Below are 26764 nucleotides of genomic sequence, written 5' to 3'. Positions count from 1 at the left end.
CTGTACTTCACCGTTGCCGTCGCCTACGCCGCCAGCCATCAGATCGTGGGCTCGCTCCCCTTCCTCGTTCTCTTTCAAGTCGGCTTTCTCTATACCGGCGTGCTCTCCTTGCGCGAGAGCGGTCTGTTCGCGGCCAGACGCACGCCTTCGAGGCCTTCGAAGGAAGCGGCGCCGGTGACGGGAAGCTGGATGCCGAGCGCGGGAAGCTGATACACTCCCGCCGTGGTGCGTCGTGAACCGTGACCTCGTCTTCTTCGTCTCGGGTCTCACCTTCGGCGTCGTTGCCGGCTACTTCCTGTTTCACGCCGTGAGCCCGGCGGTCGAGCTCAGCGACCAGGTCGCTTCCCGGCCTCCCGAGATGTCCAGCTCTTCGATAGGGCTCGAACAGGAGCCCGAGTTCGAAGCGCTCGACGAAGAGAAGAGGGCGGAGCTCGAGGCGCGTGCCGGTGAGAATGCTCGAGATCCGGCGGTGCGGGCGGAGCTCGGAAGCCTCTTCCTGAATGCGGGCCGCTTCACCGAGGCCGTTCCCTGGCTCGAGGAGTCGCTCGCCCTCGCCCCGAACGATCTTCATGTTCGAAACCATCTCGCCGTCGCCTATCTGAACGTGGGGCGTCTGCCCGATGCCGTCGAAGTCTACGAGAAAACGCTCGCGAGCGTCCCCGGCGATCCCGCGAGCCTCCTGGGACTCGGGCGCATCAAGCTGTACCTTCAGAAGGATATTCGGGCCGGGCTGAAGCTCTGGGAGAGGCTGGTCGAGGTCGCCCCCGAGTCGGCGGAGGCGCGGAGCGTCAGAGAGGAGCTCGAAGCGCTCCAGTCCGCTCACGCGGGAAGTTGAGTCGACGACGCCGATGATCATCCGCCTCCTCTACTTCGTGCTCCTCGCGATACTCGCCCGTCTCGTGTTCCGAACCCTCGCCGACCTCCTCGGATCGCGCTCCCGCGCCCAGGTGAACGGCTCCGACGAACCGCGGCGAACGCTTCACAAGGGACGCATGGTGCGCGATCCGGTCTGCGGCTTGCACCTGCCCGAGGCGCGGGCTCTCACGGCGGTCCAGGCCGGCGAGCGGTTTCATTTCTGTTCCGAGCGGTGCCGGGCGGCCTTTCTCGATGGCGAGCGATGACGGACCGAGATCGGCTCAAAGAAGACATCTGCGAGGTGGGGAGGCGCCTCTATCGCCACGGCTACATCGCGGCGATGGAAGGAAACGTCAGCATCCGCCTCTCCGACGACGAGGTCATGAGCACTCCCGCGGGCGCGTGCAAGGGATACCTGACGCCCGACATGATCGTGACTTGCGATATGGCGGGGGTGAAGAAGACGGGCACCCTCCGGGTGTCGACGGAGATCGCGATGCACCTCACCGTATACCGCGCGCGTCCCGACGTTCGCGCGGTGGTGCATGCCCATCCGCCGAAGAGCACGGGATTCGCCGTGGCGGGCGTCCCTCTCGACCGGGCGGTCCTCGCCGAGGTCGTCGTCACCCTCGGCTGCGTCCCGCTCGCCGAATACGGCACGCCTTCGACCGAGGAGCTCGCTCGTTCCGTCGATCGCCTCGTCCGGGGCTCGGACGGCATCCTCCTGTCGAACCACGGCGCGCTTACCGTGGGCAAGGACGTTTTCGACGCCTACTTCAAGATGGAGGTCGTCGAGCACTTCGCCGAGATCTCCCTCGTCTCCCGCTTTCTCGGGCGCGAGCGTCTACTTCCGCGAAAGGAAGTCTCGCGCCTGCTCGATCTGAGGCAGAAGGTCTACGGGCTCGAGGGTCCGCCCGCGAGCGCCGGGAGCTGCCCGGTGCCGGCCGAAGCGGTCGAGGGCAGCGGAAACGGGAACGAGGAAGTCTTGCAGCTCACTCGAGGCGAGCTCGTCCAGCTGATCTCGGATGCGATCCGTGAGGTGGGCTCGTGACGAGCGTTTCGAAACGTTCAACAATCTAGGGAGGATTCATGGCCGAATCTATCGGTGAAGCATTGGGAATGATCGAGACCAAGGGTCTGGTTGCGATGATCGAGGCCTCGGACGCGATGGTCAAGGCGGCCAAGGTGACGCTCATCGGCTACGAGAAGATCGGTGCCGGCTACGTGACCGCCATCGTGCGCGGCGACGTGGCCGCGTGCAAGGCGGCGACCGACGCGGGCGCCGCGGCGGCGCGCCGCGTGGGCGAGCTCATATCGGTCCACGTCATCCCGAGACCTCACTCGAGCCTCGAAGATCGACTTCCGATCGGAAAGTCCGACTCTAAGTAGAAGTTTGCGCGGCGTCGTGAGCGCCGTGGAGGCGAGCGAGCATTGATCATCGGGCGGGTGGCCGGCACCGTCGTGGCGACGCGCAAGGACGAGAAGCTCGAGGGCTTCAAGCTTCTCATCGTCCGCACGGTCGACCCCGACGGGCGAGAGAAGGACGGTTACGTCGTGGCCGTCGACACGGTGGATGCGGGCGTCGGCGAGCTCGTGCTCGTCGTGTCGGGAAGCTCTGCCCGCATGGCCACGGGGTGCGCCGACCGCCCCGTCGACGCCGCGATCGCCGGCATCGTGGACGAGATCGACTATGCAGCTCGCTGATGTCGTCGGAACGCTCGTCGCCACGGTGAAAGACTCGGGGCTCGTCGGTCGGCGGCTTCTGGTGATCCAGCCCGTGGATCCTGCCGGCTCGCCCACCGGCGCCCCCGTGGTCGCCGTCGACGGCGTGGGGGTCGGGATCGGCGAGCGCGTCTTCTTCGTCAAGGGGCGGGAGGCCGCCTTCTTGTTCCTCCCGGATACGGTCCCCGCCGACGTCGGGATCGCCGGCAAAGTGGACGTGGTGAACACGTGATCCTGGGTGAAGTGACCGGGAGCGTCGTCGCCACCGAGAAGCACTACAAGCTCGAAGGGCGAAAGCTGCTCCTGGTGCAGCCTCTCGGCCTCGACCAGCGGGCCAAAGGCGAGCCGATTCTCGCCGTGGACGGGGTGGACGCCGGCGAAGGGGACCGGGTTCTCGTGGTTCTCGAAGGCCGTTCGGCGGCAATGGTCTCGGGACGCCCGGAAAGCCCCCTGGACGCCGCCGTGGTCGCCGTCGTGGATCACGTCGAGCTCGCGCCATGATCGACCGAGAACGCGTGCGGGCCCTGGTCCGCGAGGAGCTCCTGAGGCGCGGGTTCCATCCCGCCCTGTCCGAATTCGTGAAAGAGGAGCCGTGCCGGGAGGATCTCGACTATCCCGTCCGGCGTCCCTGCCTCATCGAGCCCGACCGCCCCTGCTACAATAGCGGCTACTGTAAGAAGCTCGGTTACTGAAGCGCCGAGAGAGGGCTTTGCGGTCCGTGGCGAGAACGATCCTCCATGTCGACATGGATGCGTTCTACACGTCCATCGAAGAGCGCGATCACCCCGAGTACCGCGGCAAGCCGGTCGTCGTGGGGGCCGACCCCAGGGCCGGCGCCGGCCGGGGCGTCGTCGCCGCCGCTTCCTACGAGGCGAGGAAGTTCGGCGTGCGCTCCGCCATGCCCATCGGCCGCGCCTACCGCGCCTGTCCGAACGGCATCTACCTCCCGAGCGACATGAAGAAGTACCAGCGCGTCTCCCGCGGCATCATGGCGTTTTTTCGGAGCTACACCGATCTCGTCGAGCCCATCTCGATCGACGAGGCTTTTCTCGACGTGAGCGTCATCTGCCTGCCGGAGAAGGGCGAGGCTCTGGCGCGCGAGATCAAGCTCGGCATCTTCGAGCGCGAGGGCCTCAAGGCCTCGATCGGCGTCGCGCCCAACAAGTTCCTCGCCAAGATCGCTTCCGATCTGAAGAAGCCCGACGGTCTCGTCGTGGTGCCCGAAGGAGGCGAGCTCGCCTTTCTCGAGGAGCTTCCCATCGAGCGACTCTGGGGCGTCGGGCCGAAGTCCGCCGAACGTCTCCACCAGATGGGCTTCTCCCGCATCAAGGACCTCTGGAACGTGACTCCGGAAACGATCGGTCCGGGAAAGCACGGAGAGCATCTGCTGAGGCTCGCGCGAGGAATCGACGACCGGCCCGTGGTGCCGCACCACGAGCCCAAGTCGATCGGCCACGAGACCACTTTCCTCGAGGATATCGACGACATGGAACGCGTCCGAAGGACGCTTCTGAAGCTCGCCGACGCCGTGGCGGCGCGCCTTCGGGAGCACGACGTGCGCGGTCAAACGGTGACGCTCAAGTTTCGCGACCATCACTTCGTCACCGAGACGCGCTCTCGAACCCTTCGTGAGGGGACCGACGACGCGGCCGAGATCTATCGAACCGTCCTCGCGCTGCTCGACCGCGTGGAGCTCGAGGGTCGGAAGGTGCGCCTCGTCGGGGTGAGCCTCTCCAACTTGAAGGACGCGGATGAGGCACGGCAGCTCTCGCTCTTCGGCGCCGAAGACCGGAAGGAACGCCTCGATCGGGCGCGGGACGCTCTCCTGGCTCGCTTCGGGAAGGGAAGTGTCACCCCCGCGTCGCTGCTCCAGGATGAATCACTATGGAACGACTGAACCAGAAGCTCGCCATCCTCGGCCTGGGAAAGATGGGAGGCCTGCTCGCTCAGGCCTTTCTCGCGCGTGGGCTCGTGACACCGGGCCAGCTCCTCGCGGCCGTCAAGCACCCCGACCGCGCCCGGAAGCTCGACTCCGAGCTTCCGTTCTCGGTGACCACCGACAATCGGGCGGCGGTGAGAGAGGCCGGCATCGTCCTCCTGGCGGTCAAGCCGCAGGCGATGGAAGACGTGGTGTCGGAGGTCGCGCCGTTTCTCACCCGGGACAAGCTCGTGGTCTCGATCCTCGCGTCGGTACCGACGTCCAGTCTCGAGCGCCAGCTCGCGGCGGACGTCCCCGTCGTGCGCGCGATGCCGAACACGCCGTGCTCCGTGGGCGAAGGGATGACCGTATTGTGCCGGGGGAGGAGCGCCGACGAGGGCGATCTCGCCCTGGCGGCGAAGCTCTTCGACACCGTGGGCCGCACGCTGGTGATGGACGAAAAGCACATGGATGCCGTGACCGGGCTTTCCGCGAGCGGACCGGCCTACATCTACGTCATCCTCGAGTCTCTCGCCGAGGCGGGCGTGAAGCTCGGCCTGCCGCGCGACGTGGCCACCCTGCTCGCGGCGCAGACGACTCTCGGCGCCGCCAAACAGGTTCTCGAGTCGGGAGCTCATCCCGCGCTGTTGAAGGATGAGGTGACGACCCCCGCCGGTTGCACCATCGACGGTCTTCTCGAGCTCGAGGAGGGAAAGCTTCGCGTGACACTCATCAAAGCCGTCGTCAAGGCGGGCGAGAGAGCGCGAGATCTCTACAAGGGCTCGGAGGACTCGATCAACGCAATGGCGCCGAGACGGGGAGACGCAAAGGGCGAGTTATAAAGGGGATCAGCTTTGATCGGTGCAAATGCCTATAATCACGTTAGGAGGAGCGCAAGTGGGACTCGAGATTGGGGTCGAAACGGTACCCATTCGAATGGATGCCGACGGTGTTGCGCGTGTCGGCACGACGAGGGTGACGCTGGACACCGTCATCACGGCCTTCAAGGAAGGTGGAACCGCGGAAGAAATCGTGAGTGAATACCCCACGCTCCAGCTCGCCGACGTCTATTCCGTAATTGCTTACTATCTTCGTAGACCGGATGAGGTCGAGAAGTACCTTCAGCAACGGCTCGATCTCGCGAAACAGGTCCGAGATCGGAACGAATCGCGTTTCGACCCCACAGGAATTCGCGATCGGCTCTTGGCCCGACGCCCCAAGACAGGCTAGACAGGCCAATCGGTGCTCCGGTTCGCCGCGGACGAAAACCTCAGCCGCAAGATCGTTCGAGGGCGAAATACCTGTGGTTTCAGGTTGCTGCACTGATGCCGAGCAAAGGAAGCGCTCACCGAACTGAAAAAAGACGAGATGTGACCGGTGCGCCCTGGCGCCTTTGAGTCTCTGCGTTTTTTCTGGACTACGGGTTTTCGGGCTCCGGCTCGGTCTCGGCCTTCGGCGTCAGCGGAACAAGCGCCTCGATCTCCTGCCAGGTCGCGAGAGGCAGCTTCAGGAGGACGTCGTCGCCCTCGCGGCGGGCGTAGACCGCGTCTTCTCCTGGCTCGCCGAGCTCGGTCGTCTCCTCCCGCTCGGGATCCCCGGAGACGACCGCGATCGTGACCTTCGGTGCGAACGCCACGCCCTCCGCGATCTCGGTGGCGCTCGTACTGTTCAGCTTGTAGAGGAGGTCTTCCACGACCGACCGATCGAGATCGCGCGTTTGGGGTGCGGTCTCCCGCCAGACGGCCTCCTCTCCCGAGCCGTCCTTTTCGATCGTTCGCTCCCCGATGCGAAACCGGTGGACCTGAAACGTCGAGTAGTGGAAGAGCTTCTTCGAAACGTACTCGCTCGCTTCCTTCGCGAGATCGTCCACCAGGGCCCCGTCGACGAGGAAGCGATCGGCGCGAGAGGGCGATCGCGCCAGATAGTCGATGTCCCTCTTCTCACCGATCTCGAGGACGAGCGGTTCTTCCTCTCCCGCGAGCTCGAGCCGGACGGTGAAGTCGGGCCGGTCGAAATCGCCATCGGTCACGATCTCCTGCATCTCCGCGCTCTGGATCTGTGACGCGATCCCGCTCGCCTCGTAGGCCTCGGCGCGAGCGTGAAAGGGCTCCTCGAGGCGCCAGTCGCCGTCGACTCGAGCGAAGACGAGCCGGCCCGCGGGGCGGTCGATCGCGATCCGCGTCGCTTCGGCGTCCTCGGACAGGTCGAAGAGGCTCTTGTCTCTGAGGTCCCAGGCGGTCTTCTCGAAGCCGAGCGACGAGTGCGAAGCGACGACGAGGATGTCCTCGTCGCCCTGGCGGCGGGCGTATCGGTTGCCGCTCGTCGGGGTGTCGGAGCCGAAGGCGAGACCCTGCTCTTCGCCCGCTTCGGTCCGGAACGAGAACGTCACCGACGGCTCGACGAGCCCGAAGGCGCCGAGGTCGACCTCGGAGGCTTTCGCGACCGCGCGCTCGAAGCTCATCGTGGCGGCGCTCCGGAGCAGGTTATCGATCTCGTCGGGATCGGCATCGGCCTCGATCGGCGCCACGATCCGCCAGCCATCGTCGTTCTTTTCGACCGTCACCTCGGGCTCGCCGCGTTCCCGGATATCGACCCGGACGATGGAATCCTGCTCGACGTCGAACACCGGCTCGCCGTCGGACTCGGGAGCGGGCTCGCGCTCGAAGAAATAAATGTAGCCGCCGAGCAGGAGGAGCACGGCCAGGGCGGCGACGGTCGAGCGTTTCAACCTATCGCCTCCCCCACCACACGGAAATGCCCGTCACCAGCACGATTCCGGGCACGACGAGCAACGAGAGAAAGAAGACGTTTCCTCGCTGCTGGGCCGAAAGAAAGATGCGGCGGTCTTCGGGCTCGCGAGGGCGGATGGACATGAGGTCCTCGTCCTGGGCGGCCCAGTTAACCATGTTGAGAAAGAGATCCGCGTTCAGGATCGGGGCCTGGGCCAGCTCGTTGGCGATGAAGTCCGAATCTCCTACGACGACGACCCGGGCCTCGGTCGCGTCCTCACCGTCCCCCCCGCCCTCGCCGACGAGCGTCAGCGCGAGAGCGAGGCTCAAGGGACCACGCTTCTGATCGGGGGCCGGACCCTGCCGCTCGACAAGCTCCTCGATGCGGGTCTCCGCCCAGCTCTCCTCGTCGGCCGTGGTGAAGAGCTCGGTCGCGGAAACGCCCTCGGGCAGCTCCTCGGGCCGGGATACCGAACGGACGAGGGGGAAGATGCTCCGCACGTTGCGGAAGCTCTCCACGATGGGGTGACGGCCGTAGTCGCTGACGACGGGATAAGCGGCTGGATTGCTGAAGCGGTCGATCACCACATCGTCTCCGAGATCGGCACCCAGCTCCCTCAGGAAATTCACCAGGGCGTCGGTCTCGCCCTGGCTCGACGGATCGACGAGAAATACCGCCTTGCCCCCGCCGCGAATGTAGGCGTCCAGCGCTTCGATCTCCTCGGAGGAGAAATCCGTTCGCGGCCCGGCGACGACGACGAGATCGGCGTCCGCCGGAACCGAGAGCCGCTCGTCCACGCTCGAGCGCGCCAGAACGAGCGTTTCCGTGTCGTAGAGCGAGTCCTTTAGCTTGGCGTTCATGATCGAAAGCCCGCTCTGGGGCTCGCCGTCGTCGATCGGTTTTTCTCCATGGCCGCCCACGAAGTAGATCTTCTTGCGCTCCTCCTTGAGCGCCCGGAGGATGGCGTTCGTGATCTCGGGCTCGGTCGCGGCGGTGGCGCGCTCGGTCTTCTCGCCGACCTCGACCACCACGGTTCCCAGGGTGATGCCCGGCTCCGTCGGACTCTGGAACTCCAGGGCTCGCTCGGGTTGCGCCTCGGGGTCGACGACCTCGGTCGACACGCGCGAGCCCTGGTTGTCGTAGAGATCCAGCAGATCGCGCGCCGCCACCGCTCGGGCGGGAATGTCGAGGAGAACGATTCTCACGTCGCGGTCGAGCTCGTCGAGGATCTGTATCGACTGTTCGGACAAGGTATGTTGCTTGGCCGCCGTCAGGTCCCACTGCTTGGCGTGATTGTTGGAGATGAAGTTCACCGCGGCGAGAATGCCCACGACGATGGCGACGAGGAGGCCCGAGTTCGCTCCCTCTCTCGCCGCACGTCGGCCCCAGAACGTCGAGATCTCTCGCCAGTGATTCACGACGTAGAAGGCGATCGCCAGGAGCCCGGCCGAAAGGCACGTCGCCCAGTACACCTCGCGAGGCCGCTGGGTGACGAACAGGATGACTCCGGCGACAAGCGCCCCCGCGCCGAGGGCGCCGGCGTAAACGGACACTCGCTTCATGTCAACCCCTCCAGCGGAGCGACTCGATCGACTGACGGGTCAGAAACAAACCGAGCGCGATGAACGAAAGGTAATAGACGACGTCGCGGGTATCCAGGACACCCTTGGCGAACGCCTCGATGTGTTTGGTCACCGAGAGGTAGGTGACGAGTCCCGAGAGCGAGCCCGCCCAGCTCTCCGCATACTCGATCAGCCACAGGAAGAGAAACGTTCCGAACGACAGAAATCCGGCGATGACCTGGTTGCGGGTGAGACTGCTGAACAAAAGCCCCACGGAGATGAACGAGCAGCCGAGAAGGAGCATTCCCAGATAACCGGCGACGAGCGGCCGCCACTCCGGATCCCCGAAAAAGAACAGGATGCCGATGTGGACGAGCGTCAAGCCGAGCATCGACGCGTAGAGCGTCGCCGCTCCGAGAAACTTTCCCAGAATGAGCGTCCCGTCGGTGACGGGCGAGGTCAAAAGCAGCTCGATGGTCCCCGAGCGGATCTCCTCGGAGAAGCTGCGCATGGTGACGAGGGGCAGGAGAAACAGAACGAGGATGCAGGTCGTGTGGAAGAGCCAGCGGATCAGGTCCTCATTGAGGTTCATCACTTCGGGCCCGCCGAAGCCCCCCCGGCCCATCCCGCGCTCGATGAAGAGGTACAGATAGTCGTAGAAGAAGTAGCCGTAGAGGAAGATGAAGAAGGCGAGGACGACATAGGCGATGGGAGAGGCGAAGTACGCCTGGACCTCGCGCCTCCAGACGGCCCATAGCGTGGCCATCACGCCGCCTCCTCGGACGAGATGGCGCGGAGGTAGACTTCCTCGAGCGTCATGCCCCGCTGGGTGAGCTCCAAGAGCCCGAAGCCGCCTCGCACCACCTGCTCCGAGATCGCGCGCCGGACGTCCTGGCCCTCGGCCACTTCGACGCGGAAGGCGAATCGACCTTCCCCTCGGGGCTCGGAGCTCACCGACGTCACGTTCGGAACGCTGGCGATCGCCTTCGTGACCTCTTCCTCCGGCCCCTCGACGGTAACGTCGAGTCGCTCGCCTGAGAGAAACTGCTCGGTGAGGCTCTTGGGGGTGCCCTGCGCGACGACCCGGCCCTGATTGATGATGACCACGCGCTCGCAGGTCACCGAGACCTCGGGAAGAATGTGGGTCGAGAGGATGACGGTGTGATCGCCCGCGAGCGTTCGAATGAGCGCCCGCGTCTCGTTGATCTGCTTCGGGTCCAGCCCCGCGGTCGGCTCGTCGAGAACCAGCACCTCCGGCTCGTGGACCAGCGCCTGGGCGAGACCGACGCGCTGCCGGTAGCCCCGGGAAAGCCTCGCGAGAAGCTTCGTCCGGACGTCGCCGAGCGAGCACCTTTCGATCACGTCGTCGATCCGTGCCTTGCGCGAGCCCTTCGACACGCCTTTGATCCGGGCGACGAAATCGAGATAGTCGACGACGCTCATCTCCGGGTAGAGGGGCGGATTCTCGGGTAGGTAACCGGTCTTTCGCTTGGCGGCGAGAGGCTCCTCGAGGATGTCGTGGCCCGCGATACAGGCGGTTCCCGCGGTCGGTGGGAGGAATCCGGTGAGGATGCGCATCGTGGTCGTCTTGCCCGCGCCGTTCGGGCCGAGAAAGCCGAGGATCTCGCCCTTCTGGACGGCAAAGCTCAGGTCACTCACGGCGGTCAGCCCGCCGAATCTCTTCGTCACGTTTTCCACTTCGATCACTGCGAAACTCCTCTCCGAGCCCTGCAGTATAATCACTCTCACCATGAGGGGGATCCGCGGCGTCGGACTTCTCGCTCTGGTCTTCGCCGCTTGCGAGGATCCGCGAAGCGAGGCCCGCGCCGAAGGGCTGGTCGTCGAGGACGTCGCCGCCTACTGGGCCGTTCGCGGGCAGGATGCCGAGAAGAACCACTATATCCACCCGGTGATCCGCTTCCAGATCCGCAACCAGGGCTCGGAGGAAGTCGGCTATGTGCAGGCCATGGCGGTGTTCAAACGGGAGACCTTTCCCGACGAGCCATGGGGGAACGCCTTCATCTACTCGATCTCCGAAACACCCATTCCCCCCGGCGGGACGTCGGATGTCCTTACTCTTCGATGCGACACGAACTTCGTCTCCAAGGATACTCCGGAGCAGATGTTCGACAACGAGAAGTGGGAGAGGGTGTGGGTCGAGGTGTTCCTGCGCGCCGGACCGTCGAGCTGGAAGCCGGCGTTGACCGAAGACATCCCGAAGCGAATCGGCGCCCCCGGTCTAGACAAGTTCATCTCTCATTAGTGCATCAACGCCGTGGCGGGACCTGTAGTCGATCGGCCGCCACGGCTCGGCCTTCCCGGCGCTTCGCGCCGATCTCGCCCGCCTACGCCCTTCGGGCTCCGGCGCGGTTCCGACGAAGCCTTGGCGAAGTCGAACGGCAGATGTCTTGGCCACCGCTCGGCAGGTTGCCTCGTATTCTCTTAATCAGGCTGCTAGACAAAGAGCTTACCGACCGATTGTCAAGTGCATCACACTTGTGCTATAACCCCTGTTCTGTCCTGGCGTAGTCTTGGGGAATCACAGTAGCGGAGAACGTGCGTCTTTGGCTGTGTTTCGCCCGTTCCGTCGGTCGGAATGCGCCGCAAATGATTGCGCGCCCTTAATCAGGAGTAGGTAACCAGTTGAAGGAAAGTGGGGAGATGAAGGTTGGGGAGCGGATTCGTGACGTTCGCAAGTCCAAGCGAATCAGGCAGAAGGTCCTGGCTCGTATGGTCGGGATTTCTCCCGGCGCCTTGACGAATTTCGAGAAAGGGCGGAGGCGTATCTCGCTCGACTGGCTTCAGCGAATTGCCGAGGCCCTCGACACGCCGATGTCGTACTTTCTGCCCGACGAAAAGGACCGAGGTCGGGGCACGCCCGGCGATCCGAGGGAGCGCCGGCTGCTCACGTCCTGGCGAAATCTCAAGAGTCAGCCGCTCCGAGATGATTTCCTGAGACTTCTGGAAGATCTCGGTCGGACGAAGGGGCTTCGCCGGCCCCGAGCGAAGTCCTAGTCCTTTTTCGGGCGGCGAACACCACAGGACCGCTTGACGTGTCCGTGTTGCTGTGCTATTGGTAACCATATGGTTACCAATAAGCCCGACCCCGAGGCTGACCTCGATCGCATCTTCGGCGCCCTCGCCGATCCGACCCGGCGGGCGATCCTGGCCCGGCTCGCGCGAGGGGAGGCGATGGTCGGGGAGCTCGCCGAGCCGTTCGACATCTCCCGCCCGGCTATCTCCAAACATCTTCGGGTCCTGGAGCGCGCCCGGCTGGTCCGTCGCACACCGGAGGGACGCATGAGCCGCTGCGAGATTGACGCCAGCCGCATGCGCGGCGCGGCGGAATGGGTGGAACGTTACCGCGGTCTCTGGGAGGCCCAGCTCGATTCCCTCCAGCGCTACGTCGAGAAATCATCCCGAGACAAAGAAAAAGACAAAGAAATAGACAAGGAGAAGAAGTCATGACTGTCGAAACCGAGTCGTCCCTTCGCGTTTCTCGAGTGATCGAAGCCGATCCCGAGACCGTGTTCCGAGCCTGGACCGTACCCTCGGAGCTGCGCCAATGGTCGTGCCCCGAGGGAGCGAGCGTCGAGGATGCCGAAGTCGACCTGCGCGTGGGAGGCAGATATCGGATTCGCATGAGGGGATCCGAAGGCCGAATCCATACGGCGGTCGGCGTCTATCGGAACATCGAGCGTCCTCGGAAGCTCGTCTACACCTGGGATTGGGTGGAAGACGATCACCGGGTCGGTGAAACCCTGGTCACGGTCGAGTTTCTCGATCGCGGTGAATCGACCGAGGTCGTGATCACGCACGAGCGTTTTCCCACGGCCGAGGCAAAGAGGGCACACGAGGACGGATGGAAGAGCTGCTTGAACCGTCTGGAAAGACGCTTCGAGGAAAGGTGAGGTGGGATCATGAAAGTCACGATTGGCCTGATGTTTTTGGCGTTCGTTTCTGCCCCGGCTCTCGCGCAGGACTGGGAGGTTACGATGACCTCCATCGACGAGTACCTCATCGACGAGAGCTTCGAGGTCGCGCTGGCCCGAAGCGCGGCGCCGGCACACATTTCCGAGAAGGCCGACGTCTTTGTTCTTCGGCGCGACGGTTATCATCAGGTCGCCGCGGGCACCAACGGCTTTACCTGCCTCGTCGAGCGGTCCTGGAGCAGTCCGGTGGGACCGCACCGAGATTTCTTCAACCCGAAGCTTCGAGCGCCCATCTGCTACAACGAGGAAGCCGCTCGTACGATCCTCGGTGACTACCTTCGGCGCACTGAACTAGCGATGGGGGGAAGCACCATCGGCGAGATCCGGGAGACCATCGAGCGCGAGATCGGAACCGGCAAGCTCCCTCAGCCCCGAGGCGTTGCGATGTCCTACATGCTCTCGGACGGGCAGCTCCTCGGAACCGAGACGGGTCGCTTCAAGCCGCATCTCATGTTCTACATCCCCTACGCGACGAGCGCGGAGGTCGGCTCACCTCCGCCGGGATGCGAGCACGTCTGCTTGTTCGAGCATGCTGGGGGGCCTTTCGCCGCCCTCATCGTTCCCATGCCGAGCTTCAACGAGGTCTCGAGCCCGGAGCCCGAAACGCGCGGCGAATCGTCTGATGCTGGCTACGCGGTGATCTCTTCGGTCAAGGCCACGAAGTGATCGAGGTAGCGCTGCAGCTTCTGCTTGTCTTCTTCAGCGACCGTATCGAACGCGAGGCCCGCACCGATGGATCTCCCGTTTTCGTCCTTCTGATTCCAGACGGCGGTCGCCTCGATGTGGCATTCGCCCAGCCCCCAGGGGAGGACGATTTCGAGCGCCGCGTTCTCTTCGGGCGCCGGAGGATCGAAAAGAACGAGGAAGGCGCCTCCGAGGCTGATGTTCAGGACGTAGGCTTCCCGCCGTTCCCCGTCCTGCTCGACGCCGACGCGAAGCACGGTGGGCGCGATCCGGGGAAACGTGCGCTTATCTACCAAAGCCAGTCTCGTCATCTTGACTTCTCCTGGAGAGTTTTCCATCGACGGGCTACCTAGCAAGATCCACGCCACGAGAAGCGGGCCCGTAAGCCGCTGTGGGCAAAGCGGTGGGGGGACGGCGGGCTCGCTCGAGTGTGGTCTTCCCGCTACACGCGGTCGTGGGGATCGAAGAGCTTTCGGTGCTCGTCGAGAGCGAAACGGTCCGTCATCCCGGCGATGTAGTCGCAGACGACGCGCTCGAGCCCTTCCTCGTCGACGCGGGCCAGGACATGAGGTGGAAGCTGCCGGGGATTGCCCGCGTAGGCCTGGAAGAGATCGCCGACCACCCGTTTGGCTTTTTCCGCCATGCGGACCACGCGGAAATGACGGTAGAGGTTCGCGAACAGGAACTGCTTCAGCAGGGCCTTTTGGGTCGCGACCGGAGGCGTGAACTGCACCAGGCGCTCGGATTGATGGCGTACGTCGTCGATACTCTCGATCCGCTCCGAGTGGAGTCGCCGTTCGACCTCGCCCAGGAGATCGGTGGTGAGATGGTTGATGATGCCCCGGATGGCGGCCCGGATCCGGATCTTGCGCGGCACGCCGGGAAACCGCTCCCCCGCCTCGTCGAAGTGCTCGCGCCATAGCTCGACGGCCCGAAGAGCTTCGAGGTCGAGGAGGCGGGACGTCAAGCCGTCCTCGAGATCGTGGTTCGCGTAGGCGATCTCATCGGCCTCGTCGACGAGCTGCGCCTCGAGAGTCGGCATGAGCCCGTCCTTGAACTCCTCTGGCCCGCGCTCGAGATGGCGCGGTGAGTGCTTCAAGATGCCTTCGCGCACCTCGAAGGAGAGGTTCAAGCCGTCGAACCCGGGATAGCGCCTCTCGAGGCGGTCGACGATGCGAAGCGACTGCAGGTTGTGCTCGAACCCTCCGTGCCCCTTCATGAGCGCGTTCATCGCGTCCTCGCCCGCGTGGCCGAAAGGTGTGTGGCCGAGGTCGTGTGCGAGCGTGACGCTCTCGGTGAGGTCCTCGTTCAGGCGCAGATAGCGCGCCATGGTCCGGGCGATCTGCGCCGCCTCGAGCGAATGAGTCAGCCGGGTGCGGTAGTGATCGCCCTCGTGATTCACGAAGACCTGGGTCTTGTACTCGAGCCTCCTGAAGGCGGTGCAGTGAATGATGCGATCGCGGTCGCGCTGAAAGGCCGTGCGAAAGGCGTGCTCGGGCTCGGGATGCTCCCGTCCCTTCGAGCTCGCGCTCGAGGCCGCGTACGGAGCGAGCCGGGAGGCTTCGAGCTCCTCGAAGACGCGGCGGTCGGGCATGGCTTTCTTCTACCACTATAGTCCCTGACGGCGATCCGAAAATAAAGAAGGCCAGGCCCCCTTTCGGGGGCCCGGCCCTTACTGCCTACGATAGGAGGGAGCTCGGACTTCCGAACCGGGCCCTTTCCCGATCCGGAAGCATCCGGTTGTAGACGATTCGGGAGAGAGCAAGCGCTGTGCCAGACGGTGTTATTCGCAAGATGCTCATTCAAAAACACTTGCCGTCGAGCGCCGACCCCGCGTTGTAAACATTCTTTGCGCCCCCTCTAAGGAATTTTTCCAACGGTCGCCCATTCGACCTGCGGCCTTTTGACCACGCCAGGTGCGGAGCCGCGCCGATCGACGGAACTGATTGGAAAATAAGCATGTTGCGCCCGATCTGCACCGAGACCGAGCTCTGACAAACCCAGGAAACCCTCGATTCCTCCATGGAAAGCCCCACACTCCGGAGAGCCCCAGCAGAGCTAACTTATTGACAACGAGATATTTACCTCTCTCACCCCTGTGGAACATCGATTGCTATTCCACCTCCTCGGAGGGGTAGAAATGAAACGGGTTCAAACATCTGACGAGCGCGGATTCACGTTGATCGAAGTGCTGGTCGCGCTCGCGGTCACTCTGATCGTCATGGCCTCGGTCATGTTGCTCCTGCAGAAAGGGCAGAGGAGCTTCCGGCGGGAGCCCCAGGTCACCGACATGACCGCGGCGGCTCGAACGGGCGTCGACCGGATCAGCCAGGACCTGACGATCGCCGGTTACGAGACGCCGCCGAATACGGCGATCATGTGGTTCAACGGCACCGCGGGCCCGCCCGATCGTCCCGATGAGATCACGATCGTCTATTCGGATCCCGAGGTCCCCTGGTGCCGGCCGAAAGCCTGCGTCTCCGCCGGTAGCGGCAAAGGCGGCAAGGGCGGCGGCGGTGGTCCCTGTAACACGATCGCGATGTCGTCCGTCGTCAACGTCGATCCCTACAGCTTCCAGTTCCAGCCGAACGACTACGAGGACGTGTACCAGGACGGGCAAATCCTGATGGCCCTCCAGGGCCCGAACGGAGACCCGGCTTGCGACAACCTCGCGCCAGGCATCTATCCCTTCGAGCTCACCCAAGATCCCAAGTGCACCGGGGCGGGCGGCGCCGCTAGCGGTCCCGCAGACTGCGCGACGCTGAACTTGAATCACAACCCTGGCGCCGCGGTGACCACCATCAACCAACCCGGGGGATTTCAGAACGACGTCAGCGTGAACTGCGCCGTCATCGGCTGGTTCCACGTGGTTCAGTACCGGATCAACCCCCAGCCGCCGACTCCCAATCCGATGCTCGAGCGGCGGGACATCGTGCTCGGAGAGCCTTGGACCCCGGTCTCGAACAACATCGAAAACCTCCAGGTGCAGTACGCTCAGGGCCAGAACCCCACGTTCTTCGACGTGCCTCCGGTCATCCCCATCGGGGGCGACCCGAATACCTGGATCACGCAGGTCCGCTTCACCGTGAGCGGCCGGACCGAGAGCACGAACCTCGAGGGCGGATCGCAAGGCGTATTCGCCGCCGATGACACGCACGTGAGGCGGAGCTTCACGACGACGATGAGCCTGAGAAATCAGCTGGGCCAGGCCGCCGAGAAGAACCTGTTCTGGAACTGATTCTCGGTTAGAGCGCAGGCGAGCTAAACCCAAGGCGCTCGGCGAGAGACGCCATCGAGGAGATGAGCGTCCCTCCCCGAGCGCTTTTTTTTGCGATGGGTCCTTACCGGATTACCCGACGCGTTTCGCGTGCGCGGCGGGGTGGTATCGTTTGAAGCGCGACGCGAACTCCTGTGACGAGACCGGCGGGCCGAAGAAATATCCCTGGGCGCGGTCGCAGCCGAGCTCCTTGACCCGGGCGAGCTGCCCCTCGCGCTCGATGCCCTCCACCGTGACCGAGAGCCCCAGGCTCTTGGCCATGGCGACGACGGCGGCGAGTATCGCCGTGTTGTCGGTCTTGCGCAGGAAGATCTGATCGATCTTCAGGGTGTCGACCGGAAGCCGCTGAAGGTAGCTGAGAGACGAGTACCCGGTTCCGAAATCGTCGACGCTGATCCGGACGCCCAGCCTTCTGATCTCTTCGAGGGTCTTGCCGGTCGCTTCCAGATCTTCGATGATGAGCGTCTCGGTGATCTCGAGCTCGAGGAAGCGGGGCGCAAGGTGAGCCTCATCGAGGGCGGCTCGGATCTCCTCGACCAGGCCCGGCTCGAGAAGCTGTCTCGCCGACAGGTTCACCGCCACCGACAGCTGCCCTTCGCCGTCTTTTTTCCAGCTCGCGAGATCGCTGCAGGCGGTTCGGAGTATCCAGGGTCGCAGCTGTCGCGTGACCCGGGTCAGCTCGGCGAGGTCCAGGAAATCCTTGGGGAAGAGGAGCCCTTTCACGGGGTGCTGCCAGCGAATGAGCGCTTCACATCCGGAGACGTGGTTGCTCGAAAGCTCCACGATCGGCTGGTAGTGGAGGACGAACTGATTCTGCTCCACCGCGGCGCGCAGGCTGTTCTCGATCTCGAGCCGCTCTCGCGTGCGGGCGTTCATCTCGGGGGCAAAGAGCTCGCAGGCGTCGCCGCCGCGCTCCTTGGCGCGATGCATCGCGATCTGGGCGCTCTTCATGAGCGTCGTCTCGTCCTCCCCATCCTCGCTGAAAATGCTGATTCCGATGCTCCCGGTGACGTAGGCCTCGTGGCCGCCGATGACGAAGGGCGCTCTCAGTGACTCCAGATGAGCGGTGGCGACTTTGACGGCGTCTTCCACCCGGCGGATGGCCTGGACGGCGAAGGCGAACTCGTCGCCGCCCATGCGAGCCAGCGTATCCTCTCGGCGCACGTTCGCCTCCAGCCGACGGGCGACCGCTTGCAGAAGCGCGTCGCCGAAGGGATATCCCAGCGAGGCGTTCACGGCGGTGAGCCGGTCCAGGTCGAGATAGAGCACCGCCGCCTTGAGCCCGTCGCGTTTCGACCGCGGCAAGATGCGCGCGAGGCGATCGAGGAACAGGACGCGATTGGGAAGCCCGGTCAGCGTGTCATGGAAGCGCTGATGTTCCATCTCTGCCGTCACTCGGGCCTTGTCCGACTGCAGCCGGCGGTTGTCGTCGAGCAGCAACTTTTCGTGCGCCGCCGCGAGGACGGCGAGAATGCAGGCGAGAAGGAACGCGCAGGTTTCCCGCTCCGGCCGAAACAAGGCGTCCAGGAGCCCGGCCGAGTAGAGACCGACGTGGAGTATGGGAGCCGACATCGCGTAGACGACGAGCGGACCGCCGCGGATCGCCCGCACGAAATCTCTGGCCTCTCCCGCCCGCGAATCGTCCTCGCGCTCGATGGTCGCGCGGGTGCGGCCGATGGAGGCGGCGAGGAGGAGGGGGCCGAAGGGGAGCAGCCACGCCAGGTCGAGCGAGGTTCCCGCGCTCACGAAGGGGATGACCTCCGCGAGCATGAGCATCTCGGTCGTGTCGGTGGCGAGCCACAGAGCCGCTGCCGCGAGGAGCGACGCGTAGATCGCCTTCCATCGAGGGGAAGCGCACGCGGCGACGAGGACCGACAATCGCAAGGCCACATAAGCATCGAGCGCGACGTAGAACGACGTCGACGGCACGTAGCTCTCGTAGACGCGTGCGTTCGCGAGTCCAGGGATCAATGCGAAGTAGACGAAGAGCCCGAACGTGAACAGGGTCGCGCCCGCCCGCTCGAGACTGATCAGCAGAGGTTGTGCGCTCGAAGCCGGCTCGCGATGAGGCTTTAGCTCGAGCGAGAGAACGATGAACAGGTACCAGGCGACATAGATGGCGTCTTTCACGAACGCGAACCAGAGCTCCTGGTGCAGGTCGGCGGGAGGAAGCAGGTTCAGCAGTTTTGCCGTCAGCCACAGCCCGAGGACCACGGTCCAGAGCTTCCAGAAATGCCCTTCCACCGAACCGGAACGGCGGACCGTCGTGCCGACCGCCGCGAGCGTGAGCACGATGAGCGGAATCTCGAGATAGAGATCGCCGTACCGGTACTGCCGGTCAGCGGAGAACAGAGGGACCCAGTAGGGGACGGTCAGGAGGGCAGCGATGAGCGCGCCCCATCGAAGGAACCGATCTTCCTTCAGCGAGACCAGGATCTTCCGGGAGATTGAAGACACCTCGACCTCCAAGCTGCAAAATCGATGCCGTCAGTAGCCATGAAGTTCGTGAAAACAAGTGAGTTGTCTTGACAGGCTTGGCCGATCCGGCGGCGAGAGCGATCGATCCGCGGGGGTTAATCCCAACAGGCCTCGTTGAATTGTGAAACGAATCCGACCGTTCCGGGAAAACTTCTGTTCCGGAATGAGGAGGACTCGGTTACACTATTTACGGGGACCCCAACTCGCCAATTAATCTGTCTTAGAGTAATACGGGCGCCGGGTGCAGACGCGTTCTCGTCACACCCGATGACGGGCGCGAGGGGGGAGCATGGGAGTCATAGTCGTATGGAACGGCAGAGGTGCGTTGAATCGTTGGCCCGAGACGGACAAGGTCGTGCCGGGGCAATTCCTGGGGGACGAGACGGAATACGTCGATCGATCGTCGCTGCCCAAACATTGTGTCAATTGCTCCGAGAAGTGGGGCACGGTCCAGATCGGAAGCTGCAGCTCGGATCTCGCCATCAACAATCGGCGGCGTGACGACCTGCTCTGCCCGAAATGCGTTGGCCAGGGCTTCACGGTGAAGCCTTACAAGACGGGACAGTCCTACCGAATCATTCCGCCGGCCACGACCAAGGCCTGCACCCGGTGCAAGACGAAGAAGCCCTTCCAGGATTTCTTCAAGAATCCCAAGGGGAGTTTCGGCCTCCAGTCATGGTGCAAGGCCTGCCAGCGGTCGTACAACGCGACCTATTGCCGGACGTCGAGAGCCAGAAGAAAGGCGAGCTGAGCTCACCGCTCCGTGGGAGCGTAGTAGCCCAGCTTGGTGCGAATGAGATAGCTCGGGTAATCGGTCTGCACCACGACGCGTCTCCAGGAGCCGTCGCGCTTGGGGTTTTTCGAGATGTAGCCGATGTTGTACTGGCTCTTCAGCTCGGTGGCGATCCGCGCGTAGACGGAATCGAGCTCGGCGATTTCTTCGGGGAAGAACCACTGGCCGCCGGTCTCTTCGGCGAGCTTCTTCAAGACGTGCTCCGCCTCGGAGAAGGCCCGCCCCCGTCGCGCGTTGCTGCGCCGGAGCGAGATGGTATAGATGGTGACGTCCGTCTCTTTCGCGAGATCCATCACCTGTTCGAACGTCACCAGAGAGCTCGTGTCCTCGCCGTCCGACAGGACGACGATCGCCTGCCGCCTGATGTCGGTTCGGCGCCGGTTCAAGTTCTTGAGCGCGATGTAGAGCGCGTTGTAGAGGCTCGTCGTTCCCCCCGCCTGCGTCATGCGGATGGCCCGCACCAGCGTTTGCGTCTCGGCGGTGAAGGGCTGGAGGACGTTGGCCTTGCTTCCGAACTCGACCACCTCGGTGAGGTCGTCATCCTTCATTTCCCCCACGAAGTTGACCGCGGCCTGCTGGGCGAAGGTCATCTTCTCGTCCATGCTGGCGCTGGTGTCGAGGAGCAGCACCATCCGCAAGGGGAGGTCTTCTCTCGAGAAGACGGAGATCTCCTGGGCGATGCCGTCTTCGTACACGTAGAAATCCTGCTGGAGGAGCTCGGTGACGAAGCGGTTCCGGGTGTCGGTCACGGTCACGTTGAGCGAGATGAGATCGACGGTGACGCGAAACTGATAGCGGTCCTGCTCCTGGGAAAGAGTCAGGGGCTCGGCGAGCAGCCATGAGAGTGCCGCGATGAGAACAGAGCGAGAACCAAGCATCCCTTCGGGTCCAATATAGACTTATACTGCCGGCGTGGCCAGCCACAAATACGGCGCCGCGGTCCTGACGGTGAGCGATGGCGTCGCCGCCGGCGTGCGCGAGGATCGATCCGGTGACGTCGCCGTCTCCGAGCTCGAGAAGATGGGCTTCACCATCGTCGAGCGCGACTGCGTCTCCGACGAAGCCGCCCGCATCCAGGCGCGAGTCCGAAGCTGGGCCGCCGACGAGCGCGTGCGTCTCATCCTATCGACTGGAGGCACCGGACTCGGGCCGCGAGACGTCACTCCCGAGGCCGTTCGCGCGCTCCTCGATCGCGAGATCGCGGGCTACGGGGAGCTCCTCCGATCGAGCGGGCTTCGTCACACGCCCATGGCGGTTCTGTCGCGAAGCCTCGCGGGAACGATCGGCTCGACGCTCGTCGTGGCGCTCGCGGGAAGCCCCAAAGCGGTGGCCGAGGGCCTCGAGGCGCTGGCGCCGACGCTTCCGCACGCGCTCGCGCTCCTCGCCGGTGATACCGATCACAAATAAAGTTGTCTCCGTCTCACCGAGGAGTTACGATAACTGGCCGAATCAGGGACGGCGCGGGGCCGGTGGGCCGTCCAACGGGAAATAGAGGGCCGATGGCACATCCGACCCGGAGGCGACGTCACAAGCGCGTGGACACCGTTGGGTGGTGTTTCGCTCAGCTCGGCGACGGCTGGGAGGGCTCGGTGCAAAACCTCAGCGTCGGCGGCATGCTGCTCCGTCTCCGCCGGCATCTCACTCCCGGCTCCTCCTACCTCATGAAGCTCATTCTCGAGGACCAGGTCGCGGTGGTCGAGGGTCGCGTGGTGCGCGTCGCCGAGCACGGCGAAGACTGCCTCGCCGGAGTTCAGTTCCTCACCATGGCCCCCGAAGATGCATCGGTTCTGAGCGACTACGTGCATCGCTGAGTCGTTTGCTCGCTCGGGCGGGACAGGCTATAATAGCTGGTTTTCCGGACCCAAACGAGCAAAACGACGCCATGAAGAAAGCCGACCTCGCACAGCACAAAAAGGCGCTTCTCGACAAGAAGAAGGACCTCGAGCGCTCGCTCGGTATGAAGGGCATCCTCACCGGGGACTCGGGAACCGATGGTCACGGTGATTTTGCCGACCGCTCCGCGGCGGCCAACGAGGAAGAGATCAGCATCCAGTTGAAACAGACGGACGCGAAGCTGCTTCGCGCCATCGAGGACGCGCTCCAGCGTGTGGAGGCGGGCACGTACGGAGTCTGCGTCGACTGCGACGAGGAGATCTCCGCCGCGCGCTTGAGAGCCGTGCCCTGGACCAAGGTCTGCATCACCTGCAAAGAGAAGCAATACACCTGAATCACGTCTGACCGATGGACCTGGGACTCACCGGCAAGGTAGCCCTCATCGCCGGAGCCAGCCGCGGGCTGGGAAAAGCGGTCGCGGAAACACTGGCCGCCGAGGGCGCGCGCATCGCGATCGCTTCCCGCAACGCCGACGCGCTCGAGTCCGCCGCGAAGGAGATCGAGACCCGCCACCGAGCCGAGGTTCTCTTCCGCCCCACCGACGTGACGATCGAGCGGGAAGTGAACGCCTGGGTCGCCGCCGCGAAGAAACGCTTCGGGAGGGTCGACGTTCTCGTCGCGAATGCCGGCGGGCCTCCCGCGAGCCGGTTCGAGACGACCGACGTCGAGGCCTGGAAGCGGGGCGTCGAGCTCAACCTGTTCTCGACGATCTACCTCTGCCGCGCCGTCGTTCCCGCCATGAGGGAGCAGGGGTCGGGCCGCATCGTCGCCATCACCTCGATCTCGGTCAAGCAGCCCGTGGACGGCCTCATTCTGTCGAACACCGCGCGCTCGGGTGTCGTGGGCCTCATGAAGACCCTCTCGAACGAGCTCGCCCCGTTCGGAATCGGCGTCAACGTCGTCTGCCCCGGCTACACCCGCACCGAACGGCTCGCCGAGCTCGCCACGAGCCTCAGCGCCTCCCAGGGCGTCACCGAGTACGAGATCTACAAGAGATGGACCGACCAGATTCCGATGGGCCGCCTCGGCGATCCCGAAGAGCTCGCCTCGGTGGTCGCTCTCCTCTGCTCCGAGCGGGCGGCCTACGTGACCGGGACCTGTTTTCAGGTCGACGGCGGCGCCGTACGCGGAATCCTCTGATAACTTCTTTAAAACAAAAGAATAAGCCGTAGCTTGCCCCGGCGGCGATTCTTGACAACAATGAGTCGCGGTGCTATAAGATGCGACTCGTTTTTCATGGCCGAGCTTTCGAGCTGGTGCCGTTTCCCTGGATTCACCGATTGAGGCTGTTTTCGCGTGAGTGAACTGTTCTGGCTCATTCCGCTCGTCCCCGGCGTCGGCGCCCTGGTAAACGGCCTCTTCGGCAAGCGGCTTCCCAAGTCCTTCGTCGGACTCCTCGCCTGCGGCGTGGTCGCGCTGTCGTTTCTCATCGCCGTCGGGTGTTTCTTCGGGACGTTCCTGGCCGAAGGTCCCGATGCCGTGCTCGAACAAACGCTCTTCACCTGGGTTCCCGGGCTCTCGGCGGCCCAGGCCGACGGCACCACGAAGGAGTTCGTTGCCGACTGGGCGTATCGGCTCGACTCGCTGTCGATGGTCATGGTGCTCGTCGTATCGGGCATCGGATTCCTCATCCACGTCTATTCGATCGGCTACATGAGCCACGACCCGGGCTACGCGCGCTACTTCTGCTATCTCAACCTGTTCACGTTCTTCATGCTGAACCTGGTGCTCGGGGCAAACTTCCTCCTCGCCTTCATCGGCTGGGAGGGGGTGGGGCTGTGCTCGTACCTCCTCATCGGGTTCTGGTTCACCCGCGATTCCGCCGCGAACGCGGGAAAGAAGGCCTTCATCGTCAACCGCATCGGTGACGCGGGGTTCCTCCTCGCGATCATGCTCATCTTCTTCCAGTTCGGAAGCGTCGACTTCTACGAGGTGATGCGGGCGATTTCCGAGCGGTACGATTCTCAAGAGCTCGGCCTCGGCGTGCTCGCCGCGATCGGCATCCTCTTGTTCATCGGGGCGACGGGAAAATCGGCGCAGATCCCGCTCTACGTGTGGCTTCCCGACGCGATGGAAGGTCCGACTCCGGTCTCCGCCCTCATCCACGCCGCGACGATGGTGACCGCGGGCGTCTACATGGTGGCGCGCTGCGGTGTCCTCTACTCGCACGCTCCCGCGGCGCTCGATCTCGTGGCGGTCGTGGGGGTCGCGACCGCCCTCTTCGCCGCCTCGATCGGTCTGTTCCAGAACGACATCAAGCGGGTGCTCGCCTACTCGACCGTCTCCCAGCTCGGCTACATGTTCCTCGGCGCTGGCGTCGGTGCGTTCGCCGCGGCGATCTTCCATCTCATGACCCACGCCTTCTTCAAGGCCTGTCTCTTCCTCGGCTCGGGCTCCGTCATCCACTCGATGGAGCATGCCGAGCATGCCTCGGGCGGCCACCGCGATTACACCGCGATGCAGGACATGAGGAACATGGGAGGCCTCTACGCCCACATGCCCTGGACGGCGCGTACCTTCATCGTGGCGATGATCGCCATCGCCGGAATCCCGCCCCTCGCCGGCTTCGTGAGCAAGGACGAGATTCTCTGGCGGTCGACCGAGGGTGGGCACGTCACGATCCTCTGGCTCGTCGGAGCCATCGCCGCGGGGATGACGGCTTTCTACATGACGCGTCAGGTCATCCTCACGTTCTTCGGAAAGTTCCGCGGCGGTGAGACGATGGAGTCGCATTTGCACGAAGCGCCCAAGGTGATGTGGGTGCCTCTCGTGGTACTCGCGGTAGGCTCGATCTTCGCCGGCTTCGTGGGCTGGCCGCATTTTCTCGGCGGTCACAACCGGATCGAGGCGTTCCTCGAGCCCGCCATCCTCGCGGGAACCGAGTCCGTCGCCGAGGCGCACGAGGCGAGCTTGGCCGCCGAATGGACGTTCATGCTCATCTCGGTCGCGATCGCCGCGGCGGGAATCTTCTTCGCCTACCGGATGTACTGGAACAAGCCGGAGGGCGACGAGGCCTGCTCGCGCGACTGGCCGAGGCTCTACCGCCTGCTCTACAACAAGTACTTCGTCGACGAGATCTACGATGCGACCGTGGTGAGCGGAACGCTCTCGGGCGCCCGCGGCTTCAACGCCTTCGACGCCGAGGTCGTCGACGGCCTGGTCAACGGAACGGCGGGCGCGACGGTGGGCTCGGCCGATCTCTCGAATCTGGCCGATGAGACTCTGGTGGACGGCGCGGTCAACGCGGTGTGGCGCGTGCTCGCGAGCCTCTCCTCCGTCTTTCGGCGGGTGCAGACGGGTGTCGTGCAGAACTACGCCCTGATGATGCTCTGCGGGGTCGGGATCCTGTTCGGCTTTTTCTATTTCTATTTCTGGTCGTAGAGGACGGCATGCTCGAGAACAATCCCTTTGGCTTCAACATCCTGTCCCTCGTGGTGTGGTTTCCCGCTCTCGGGGCGCTCGCCATCCTCTTCTTTTTGAAGAAGACCCAGGAGAACCAGATCAAGTGGGCGGCGAACATCATCACGTTCATCGGCTTTCTGATCTCGCTGCCTTTGTGGACCCACTTCGACTCGAGCGGCTCGCAGTTCCAGTACATCGAAAAGTACCAATGGATTCCCACGATCGGCGTCCAGTACTACTTCGGCATGGACGGCATCAGTCTGCTGCTCGTCCTGATGACGACCCTTCTCGGCTTCATCGCCTGCCTGTCCTCCTGGAACGCCATCACCGACCGGGTCAAGCAGTACTACATCTTCCTGCTGTTGCTCCAGACGGGAATGCTCGGGGTCTTCGTCGCGCTCGACTTCTTCCTCTTCTACGTGTTCTGGGAGGTCATGCTCGTCCCGATGTACTTCCTCATCGGGGTCTGGGGCGGGCCGAGAAAGCTCTACGCCGCCATCAAGTTCTTCCTCTACACGCTCGTGGGGAGCGTCCTGATGCTCCTCGGCATCCTCGCGCTCTATTTCGCCTATTACGACGCGACCGGGGTCTACACGTTCGACATCACGCAGCTCTGGACGATCGATTACTCGGCGGGTCTGCAGTACTGGGTGTTCCTCGCGTTCTTCGTGGGATTCGCCATCAAGGTCCCGATGTTTCCCTTCCACACCTGGCTTCCCGACGCCCACGTCGAGGCACCCACCGCCGGCTCGGTGATCCTCGCGGGCGTGCTCCTGAAGATGGGGACCTACGGATTCGTTCGCTTCTCGCTCCCGCTTCTTCCCGACGCCAGCCGGGAGGCAGTCTGGTGGGTGCTCGCCCTCGCCATCATCGGCATCATCTACGGCGCTCTGGTGGCGCTGGTGCAGAGCGACTGGAAGAAGCTCGTCGCCTACAGCTCGGTGAGCCATCTCGGTTTCGTGATGCTCGGCATCTTCGCCCTCACCGAGCTCGGCATCCAGGGCGGCATCCTCCAGATGATCAACCACGGGCTTTCGACCGGCGGGCTCTTCTTGATCGTCGGCATCATGTACGAGCAGACCCACAGGCGGGAGATCGCCTCCTACGGCGGCATCGCCAAAGTGGTGCCCGTCTTCGCCGCTCTCTTTCTCATCATCGCTCTCGCCTCGATGGGCCTTCCCATGCTCAACGGATTCATCGGCGAGTTCATGATCCTGCAGGGAACCTTCGCGAGCGCCTACGCCGGCTGGCCCTACGCTCTTTTCGCCGTCTCGGGTATCGTGCTCGGCGCCGCCTATCTCCTCTGGCTCTACCAGCGGCTCATGTTCGGCACGATCGACAAGCCCGAGAACGAGAAGTTGAAGGACGTGGACTGGCGCGAGCAGGCGACGCTTCTGCCCATCGTCGCGCTCTGCATCTGGATCGGCGTCTACCCCAAGCCCTTTCTCGAGCCGCTGC

At 63.9% G+C, this 26764-nt stretch carries 33 protein-coding genes; 25 read left to right on the top strand and 8 right to left on the bottom strand.

Annotated elements, in window-relative coordinates; genetic code table 11:
• The 12 genes from VEK15_30950 to VEK15_30895 form a co-directional block, all read left to right on the top strand.
• On the top strand, positions 1-210 hold a 210-nt coding region (locus tag VEK15_30950; GenBank protein HXV65153.1), incomplete at its 5' end, for a hypothetical protein.
• A 22-nt stretch (positions 211-232) separates the two neighbouring features.
• Positions 233-835 carry a tetratricopeptide repeat protein gene (locus VEK15_30945; GenBank protein ID HXV65152.1) on the top strand — a complete coding sequence of 201 codons (603 nt, stop codon included), beginning with the start codon at positions 233-235 and terminating at the stop codon, positions 833-835.
• A 13-nt stretch (positions 836-848) separates the two neighbouring features.
• A complete protein-coding gene (locus VEK15_30940; protein ID HXV65151.1) occupies positions 849-1121 on the top strand; it encodes a YHS domain-containing protein in 273 nt (90 codons plus the stop codon).
• The gene (locus tag VEK15_30935; protein ID HXV65150.1) at positions 1118-1906 is read left to right on the top strand and encodes a class II aldolase/adducin family protein; all 789 of its coding nucleotides are present in this window, start codon (positions 1118-1120) and stop codon (positions 1904-1906) included. The genes VEK15_30940 and VEK15_30935 overlap by 4 nt, the downstream gene beginning before the upstream one ends.
• A gap of 38 nt (positions 1907-1944) precedes the next feature.
• Positions 1945-2244, top strand: coding sequence for an ethanolamine utilization microcompartment protein EutM (gene eutM / locus VEK15_30930; protein HXV65149.1), 300 nt, complete (start codon positions 1945-1947; stop codon positions 2242-2244).
• Positions 2245-2286: 42 nt separating this feature from the next.
• Positions 2287-2559, top strand: a complete 273-nt coding sequence (locus VEK15_30925) for a EutN/CcmL family microcompartment protein (GenBank protein ID HXV65148.1) — start codon at positions 2287-2289, stop codon at positions 2557-2559.
• A complete protein-coding gene (locus tag VEK15_30920; GenBank protein HXV65147.1) occupies positions 2546-2809 on the top strand; it encodes a EutN/CcmL family microcompartment protein in 264 nt (87 codons plus the stop codon). Before VEK15_30925 ends, VEK15_30920 begins: the two co-directional genes overlap by 14 nt.
• Positions 2806-3078: a EutN/CcmL family microcompartment protein gene (locus VEK15_30915; protein ID HXV65146.1), complete on the top strand. Its 273-nt coding sequence runs from the start codon at positions 2806-2808 to the stop codon at positions 3076-3078. Before VEK15_30920 ends, VEK15_30915 begins: the two co-directional genes overlap by 4 nt.
• Entirely contained in the window at positions 3075-3269 is a 195-nt protein-coding gene (locus tag VEK15_30910; GenBank protein HXV65145.1) for a hypothetical protein, read from the top strand. The genes VEK15_30915 and VEK15_30910 overlap by 4 nt, the downstream gene beginning before the upstream one ends.
• Before the next feature lie 26 nt (positions 3270-3295).
• Positions 3296-4474 (top strand): DNA polymerase IV, encoded by a 1179-nt coding sequence (gene dinB, locus VEK15_30905; protein ID HXV65144.1) that lies wholly within the window; start codon positions 3296-3298, stop codon positions 4472-4474.
• Positions 4462-5337, top strand: coding sequence for a pyrroline-5-carboxylate reductase (proC, locus tag VEK15_30900; GenBank protein HXV65143.1), 876 nt, complete (start codon positions 4462-4464; stop codon positions 5335-5337). The genes dinB and proC overlap by 13 nt, the downstream gene beginning before the upstream one ends.
• Before the next feature lie 94 nt (positions 5338-5431).
• Positions 5432-5725, top strand: coding sequence for a DUF433 domain-containing protein (locus tag VEK15_30895; protein ID HXV65142.1), 294 nt, complete (start codon positions 5432-5434; stop codon positions 5723-5725).
• 187 nt (positions 5726-5912) lie between these two features.
• On the opposite strand, the gene VEK15_30890 is transcribed toward VEK15_30895, so the two are convergent.
• The 4 genes from VEK15_30890 to VEK15_30875 are packed head-to-tail and all read right to left on the bottom strand — an operon-like array spanning position 5913 to position 10494.
• Positions 5913-7223, bottom strand: coding sequence for a DUF4340 domain-containing protein (locus tag VEK15_30890; GenBank protein HXV65141.1), 1311 nt, complete (start codon positions 7221-7223; stop codon positions 5913-5915).
• 1 nt (position 7224) lies between these two features.
• The gene (locus VEK15_30885) at positions 7225-8787 is read right to left on the bottom strand and encodes a Gldg family protein (protein HXV65140.1); all 1563 of its coding nucleotides are present in this window, start codon (positions 8785-8787) and stop codon (positions 7225-7227) included.
• Between the two features lies 1 nt (position 8788).
• Positions 8789-9553 carry an ABC transporter permease gene (locus VEK15_30880; GenBank protein HXV65139.1) on the bottom strand — a complete coding sequence of 255 codons (765 nt, stop codon included), beginning with the start codon at positions 9551-9553 and terminating at the stop codon, positions 8789-8791.
• Entirely contained in the window at positions 9553-10494 is a 942-nt protein-coding gene (locus VEK15_30875) for an ABC transporter ATP-binding protein (protein ID HXV65138.1), read from the bottom strand. Before VEK15_30875 ends, VEK15_30880 begins: the two co-directional genes overlap by 1 nt.
• 43 nt (positions 10495-10537) lie before the next feature.
• Between VEK15_30875 and VEK15_30870 the strand changes: the two genes are divergently transcribed.
• The 5 genes from VEK15_30870 (at position 10538) to VEK15_30850 (ending at position 13445) form a co-directional block, all read left to right on the top strand.
• On the top strand, positions 10538-11050 hold the full coding sequence (locus VEK15_30870) for a hypothetical protein (protein ID HXV65137.1): 513 nt from the start codon (positions 10538-10540) through the stop codon (positions 11048-11050).
• 398 nt (positions 11051-11448) lie between these two features.
• Positions 11449-11802: a helix-turn-helix transcriptional regulator gene (locus tag VEK15_30865; GenBank protein HXV65136.1), complete on the top strand. Its 354-nt coding sequence runs from the start codon at positions 11449-11451 to the stop codon at positions 11800-11802.
• 69 nt (positions 11803-11871) lie between these two features.
• Positions 11872-12255, top strand: a complete 384-nt coding sequence (locus VEK15_30860; GenBank protein HXV65135.1) for a metalloregulator ArsR/SmtB family transcription factor — start codon at positions 11872-11874, stop codon at positions 12253-12255.
• Positions 12252-12698, top strand: coding sequence for an SRPBCC domain-containing protein (locus VEK15_30855; GenBank protein ID HXV65134.1), 447 nt, complete (start codon positions 12252-12254; stop codon positions 12696-12698). The genes VEK15_30860 and VEK15_30855 overlap by 4 nt, the downstream gene beginning before the upstream one ends.
• A gap of 9 nt (positions 12699-12707) precedes the next feature.
• The gene (locus VEK15_30850; protein ID HXV65133.1) at positions 12708-13445 is read left to right on the top strand and encodes a hypothetical protein; all 738 of its coding nucleotides are present in this window, start codon (positions 12708-12710) and stop codon (positions 13443-13445) included.
• Here VEK15_30850 and VEK15_30845 read toward each other — a convergent pair.
• Together VEK15_30845 and VEK15_30840 are read right to left on the bottom strand one after the other, a co-directional pair.
• Complete coding sequence (locus VEK15_30845; protein HXV65132.1) at positions 13409-13774, bottom strand: PilZ domain-containing protein; 366 nt, start codon at positions 13772-13774, stop codon at positions 13409-13411. The two genes, VEK15_30850 and VEK15_30845, sit on opposite strands and share 37 nt — an antisense overlap.
• A gap of 131 nt (positions 13775-13905) precedes the next feature.
• Positions 13906-15057: a deoxyguanosinetriphosphate triphosphohydrolase gene (locus VEK15_30840; GenBank protein HXV65131.1), complete on the bottom strand. Its 1152-nt coding sequence runs from the start codon at positions 15055-15057 to the stop codon at positions 13906-13908.
• Positions 15058-15603: 546 nt separating this feature from the next.
• On the opposite strand from VEK15_30840, the gene VEK15_30835 reads away from it, so the two are divergent.
• On the top strand, positions 15604-16701 hold the full coding sequence (locus tag VEK15_30835) for a prepilin-type N-terminal cleavage/methylation domain-containing protein (protein HXV65130.1): 1098 nt from the start codon (positions 15604-15606) through the stop codon (positions 16699-16701).
• A 111-nt stretch (positions 16702-16812) separates the two neighbouring features.
• Here VEK15_30835 and VEK15_30830 read toward each other — a convergent pair whose 3' ends face one another.
• Positions 16813-19197: an EAL domain-containing protein gene (locus VEK15_30830; GenBank protein HXV65129.1), complete on the bottom strand. Its 2385-nt coding sequence runs from the start codon at positions 19195-19197 to the stop codon at positions 16813-16815.
• Between the two features lie 310 nt (positions 19198-19507).
• On the opposite strand from VEK15_30830, the gene VEK15_30825 reads away from it, so the two are divergent.
• The gene (locus VEK15_30825; GenBank protein ID HXV65128.1) at positions 19508-19969 is read left to right on the top strand and encodes a hypothetical protein; all 462 of its coding nucleotides are present in this window, start codon (positions 19508-19510) and stop codon (positions 19967-19969) included.
• Positions 19970-19971: 2 nt separating this feature from the next.
• On the opposite strand, the gene VEK15_30820 is transcribed toward VEK15_30825, so the two are convergent.
• Entirely contained in the window at positions 19972-20889 is a 918-nt protein-coding gene (locus VEK15_30820) for a VWA domain-containing protein (protein HXV65127.1), read from the bottom strand.
• Positions 20890-20923: 34 nt separating this feature from the next.
• Here VEK15_30820 and VEK15_30815 point away from each other — a divergent pair, with 34 nt between their 5' ends.
• The 6 genes from VEK15_30815 to VEK15_30790 form a co-directional block, all read left to right on the top strand.
• On the top strand, positions 20924-21418 hold the full coding sequence (locus VEK15_30815; protein ID HXV65126.1) for a MogA/MoaB family molybdenum cofactor biosynthesis protein: 495 nt from the start codon (positions 20924-20926) through the stop codon (positions 21416-21418).
• A 92-nt stretch (positions 21419-21510) separates the two neighbouring features.
• Positions 21511-21822 carry a PilZ domain-containing protein gene (locus tag VEK15_30810; protein HXV65125.1) on the top strand — a complete coding sequence of 104 codons (312 nt, stop codon included), beginning with the start codon at positions 21511-21513 and terminating at the stop codon, positions 21820-21822.
• A gap of 71 nt (positions 21823-21893) precedes the next feature.
• Positions 21894-22238: a TraR/DksA C4-type zinc finger protein gene (locus VEK15_30805; GenBank protein HXV65124.1), complete on the top strand. Its 345-nt coding sequence runs from the start codon at positions 21894-21896 to the stop codon at positions 22236-22238.
• Between the two features lie 14 nt (positions 22239-22252).
• Positions 22253-23044, top strand: coding sequence for an SDR family oxidoreductase (locus VEK15_30800; GenBank protein ID HXV65123.1), 792 nt, complete (start codon positions 22253-22255; stop codon positions 23042-23044).
• Positions 23045-23200: 156 nt separating this feature from the next.
• A complete protein-coding gene (nuoL, locus tag VEK15_30795; protein HXV65122.1) occupies positions 23201-25285 on the top strand; it encodes an NADH-quinone oxidoreductase subunit L in 2085 nt (694 codons plus the stop codon).
• A gap of 8 nt (positions 25286-25293) precedes the next feature.
• Positions 25294-26764 (top strand): NADH-quinone oxidoreductase subunit M (locus tag VEK15_30790; protein HXV65121.1); only part of this gene is annotated, 1471 nt, incomplete at its 3' end.

It is taken from the genome of Vicinamibacteria bacterium (assembly GCA_035620555.1).
GTDB lineage: Bacteria > Acidobacteriota > Vicinamibacteria > Marinacidobacterales > SMYC01 > DASPGQ01.
This window is presented reverse-complemented; position numbering and strand designations above follow the sequence as displayed.

Coding starts and splice junctions, on each gene's coding strand:
- VEK15_30940 (HXV65151.1), top strand. CDS start 849: ATGATCATCCGCCTCCTCTACTTCGTGCTCCTCGCGATACTCGCCCGT.
- VEK15_30935 (HXV65150.1), top strand. CDS start 1,118: ATGACGGACCGAGATCGGCTCAAAGAAGACATCTGCGAGGTGGGGAGG.
- eutM (HXV65149.1), top strand. CDS start 1,945: ATGGCCGAATCTATCGGTGAAGCATTGGGAATGATCGAGACCAAGGGT.
- VEK15_30920 (HXV65147.1), top strand. CDS start 2,546: ATGCAGCTCGCTGATGTCGTCGGAACGCTCGTCGCCACGGTGAAAGAC.
- VEK15_30910 (HXV65145.1), top strand. CDS start 3,075: ATGATCGACCGAGAACGCGTGCGGGCCCTGGTCCGCGAGGAGCTCCTG.
- proC (HXV65143.1), top strand. CDS start 4,462: ATGGAACGACTGAACCAGAAGCTCGCCATCCTCGGCCTGGGAAAGATG.
- VEK15_30895 (HXV65142.1), top strand. CDS start 5,432: ATGGATGCCGACGGTGTTGCGCGTGTCGGCACGACGAGGGTGACGCTG.
- VEK15_30885 (HXV65140.1), bottom strand. CDS start 8,787: ATGAAGCGAGTGTCCGTTTACGCCGGCGCCCTCGGCGCGGGGGCGCTT.
- VEK15_30880 (HXV65139.1), bottom strand. CDS start 9,553: ATGGCCACGCTATGGGCCGTCTGGAGGCGCGAGGTCCAGGCGTACTTC.
- VEK15_30870 (HXV65137.1), top strand. CDS start 10,538: ATGAGGGGGATCCGCGGCGTCGGACTTCTCGCTCTGGTCTTCGCCGCT.
- VEK15_30865 (HXV65136.1), top strand. CDS start 11,449: ATGAAGGTTGGGGAGCGGATTCGTGACGTTCGCAAGTCCAAGCGAATC.
- VEK15_30860 (HXV65135.1), top strand. CDS start 11,872: ATGGTTACCAATAAGCCCGACCCCGAGGCTGACCTCGATCGCATCTTC.
- VEK15_30855 (HXV65134.1), top strand. CDS start 12,252: ATGACTGTCGAAACCGAGTCGTCCCTTCGCGTTTCTCGAGTGATCGAA.
- VEK15_30850 (HXV65133.1), top strand. CDS start 12,708: ATGAAAGTCACGATTGGCCTGATGTTTTTGGCGTTCGTTTCTGCCCCG.
- VEK15_30845 (HXV65132.1), bottom strand. CDS start 13,774: ATGACGAGACTGGCTTTGGTAGATAAGCGCACGTTTCCCCGGATCGCG.
- VEK15_30840 (HXV65131.1), bottom strand. CDS start 15,057: ATGCCCGACCGCCGCGTCTTCGAGGAGCTCGAAGCCTCCCGGCTCGCT.
- VEK15_30835 (HXV65130.1), top strand. CDS start 15,604: ATGAAACGGGTTCAAACATCTGACGAGCGCGGATTCACGTTGATCGAA.
- VEK15_30825 (HXV65128.1), top strand. CDS start 19,508: ATGGGAGTCATAGTCGTATGGAACGGCAGAGGTGCGTTGAATCGTTGG.
- VEK15_30820 (HXV65127.1), bottom strand. CDS start 20,889: ATGCTTGGTTCTCGCTCTGTTCTCATCGCGGCACTCTCATGGCTGCTC.
- VEK15_30810 (HXV65125.1), top strand. CDS start 21,511: ATGGCACATCCGACCCGGAGGCGACGTCACAAGCGCGTGGACACCGTT.
- VEK15_30805 (HXV65124.1), top strand. CDS start 21,894: ATGAAGAAAGCCGACCTCGCACAGCACAAAAAGGCGCTTCTCGACAAG.
- VEK15_30800 (HXV65123.1), top strand. CDS start 22,253: ATGGACCTGGGACTCACCGGCAAGGTAGCCCTCATCGCCGGAGCCAGC.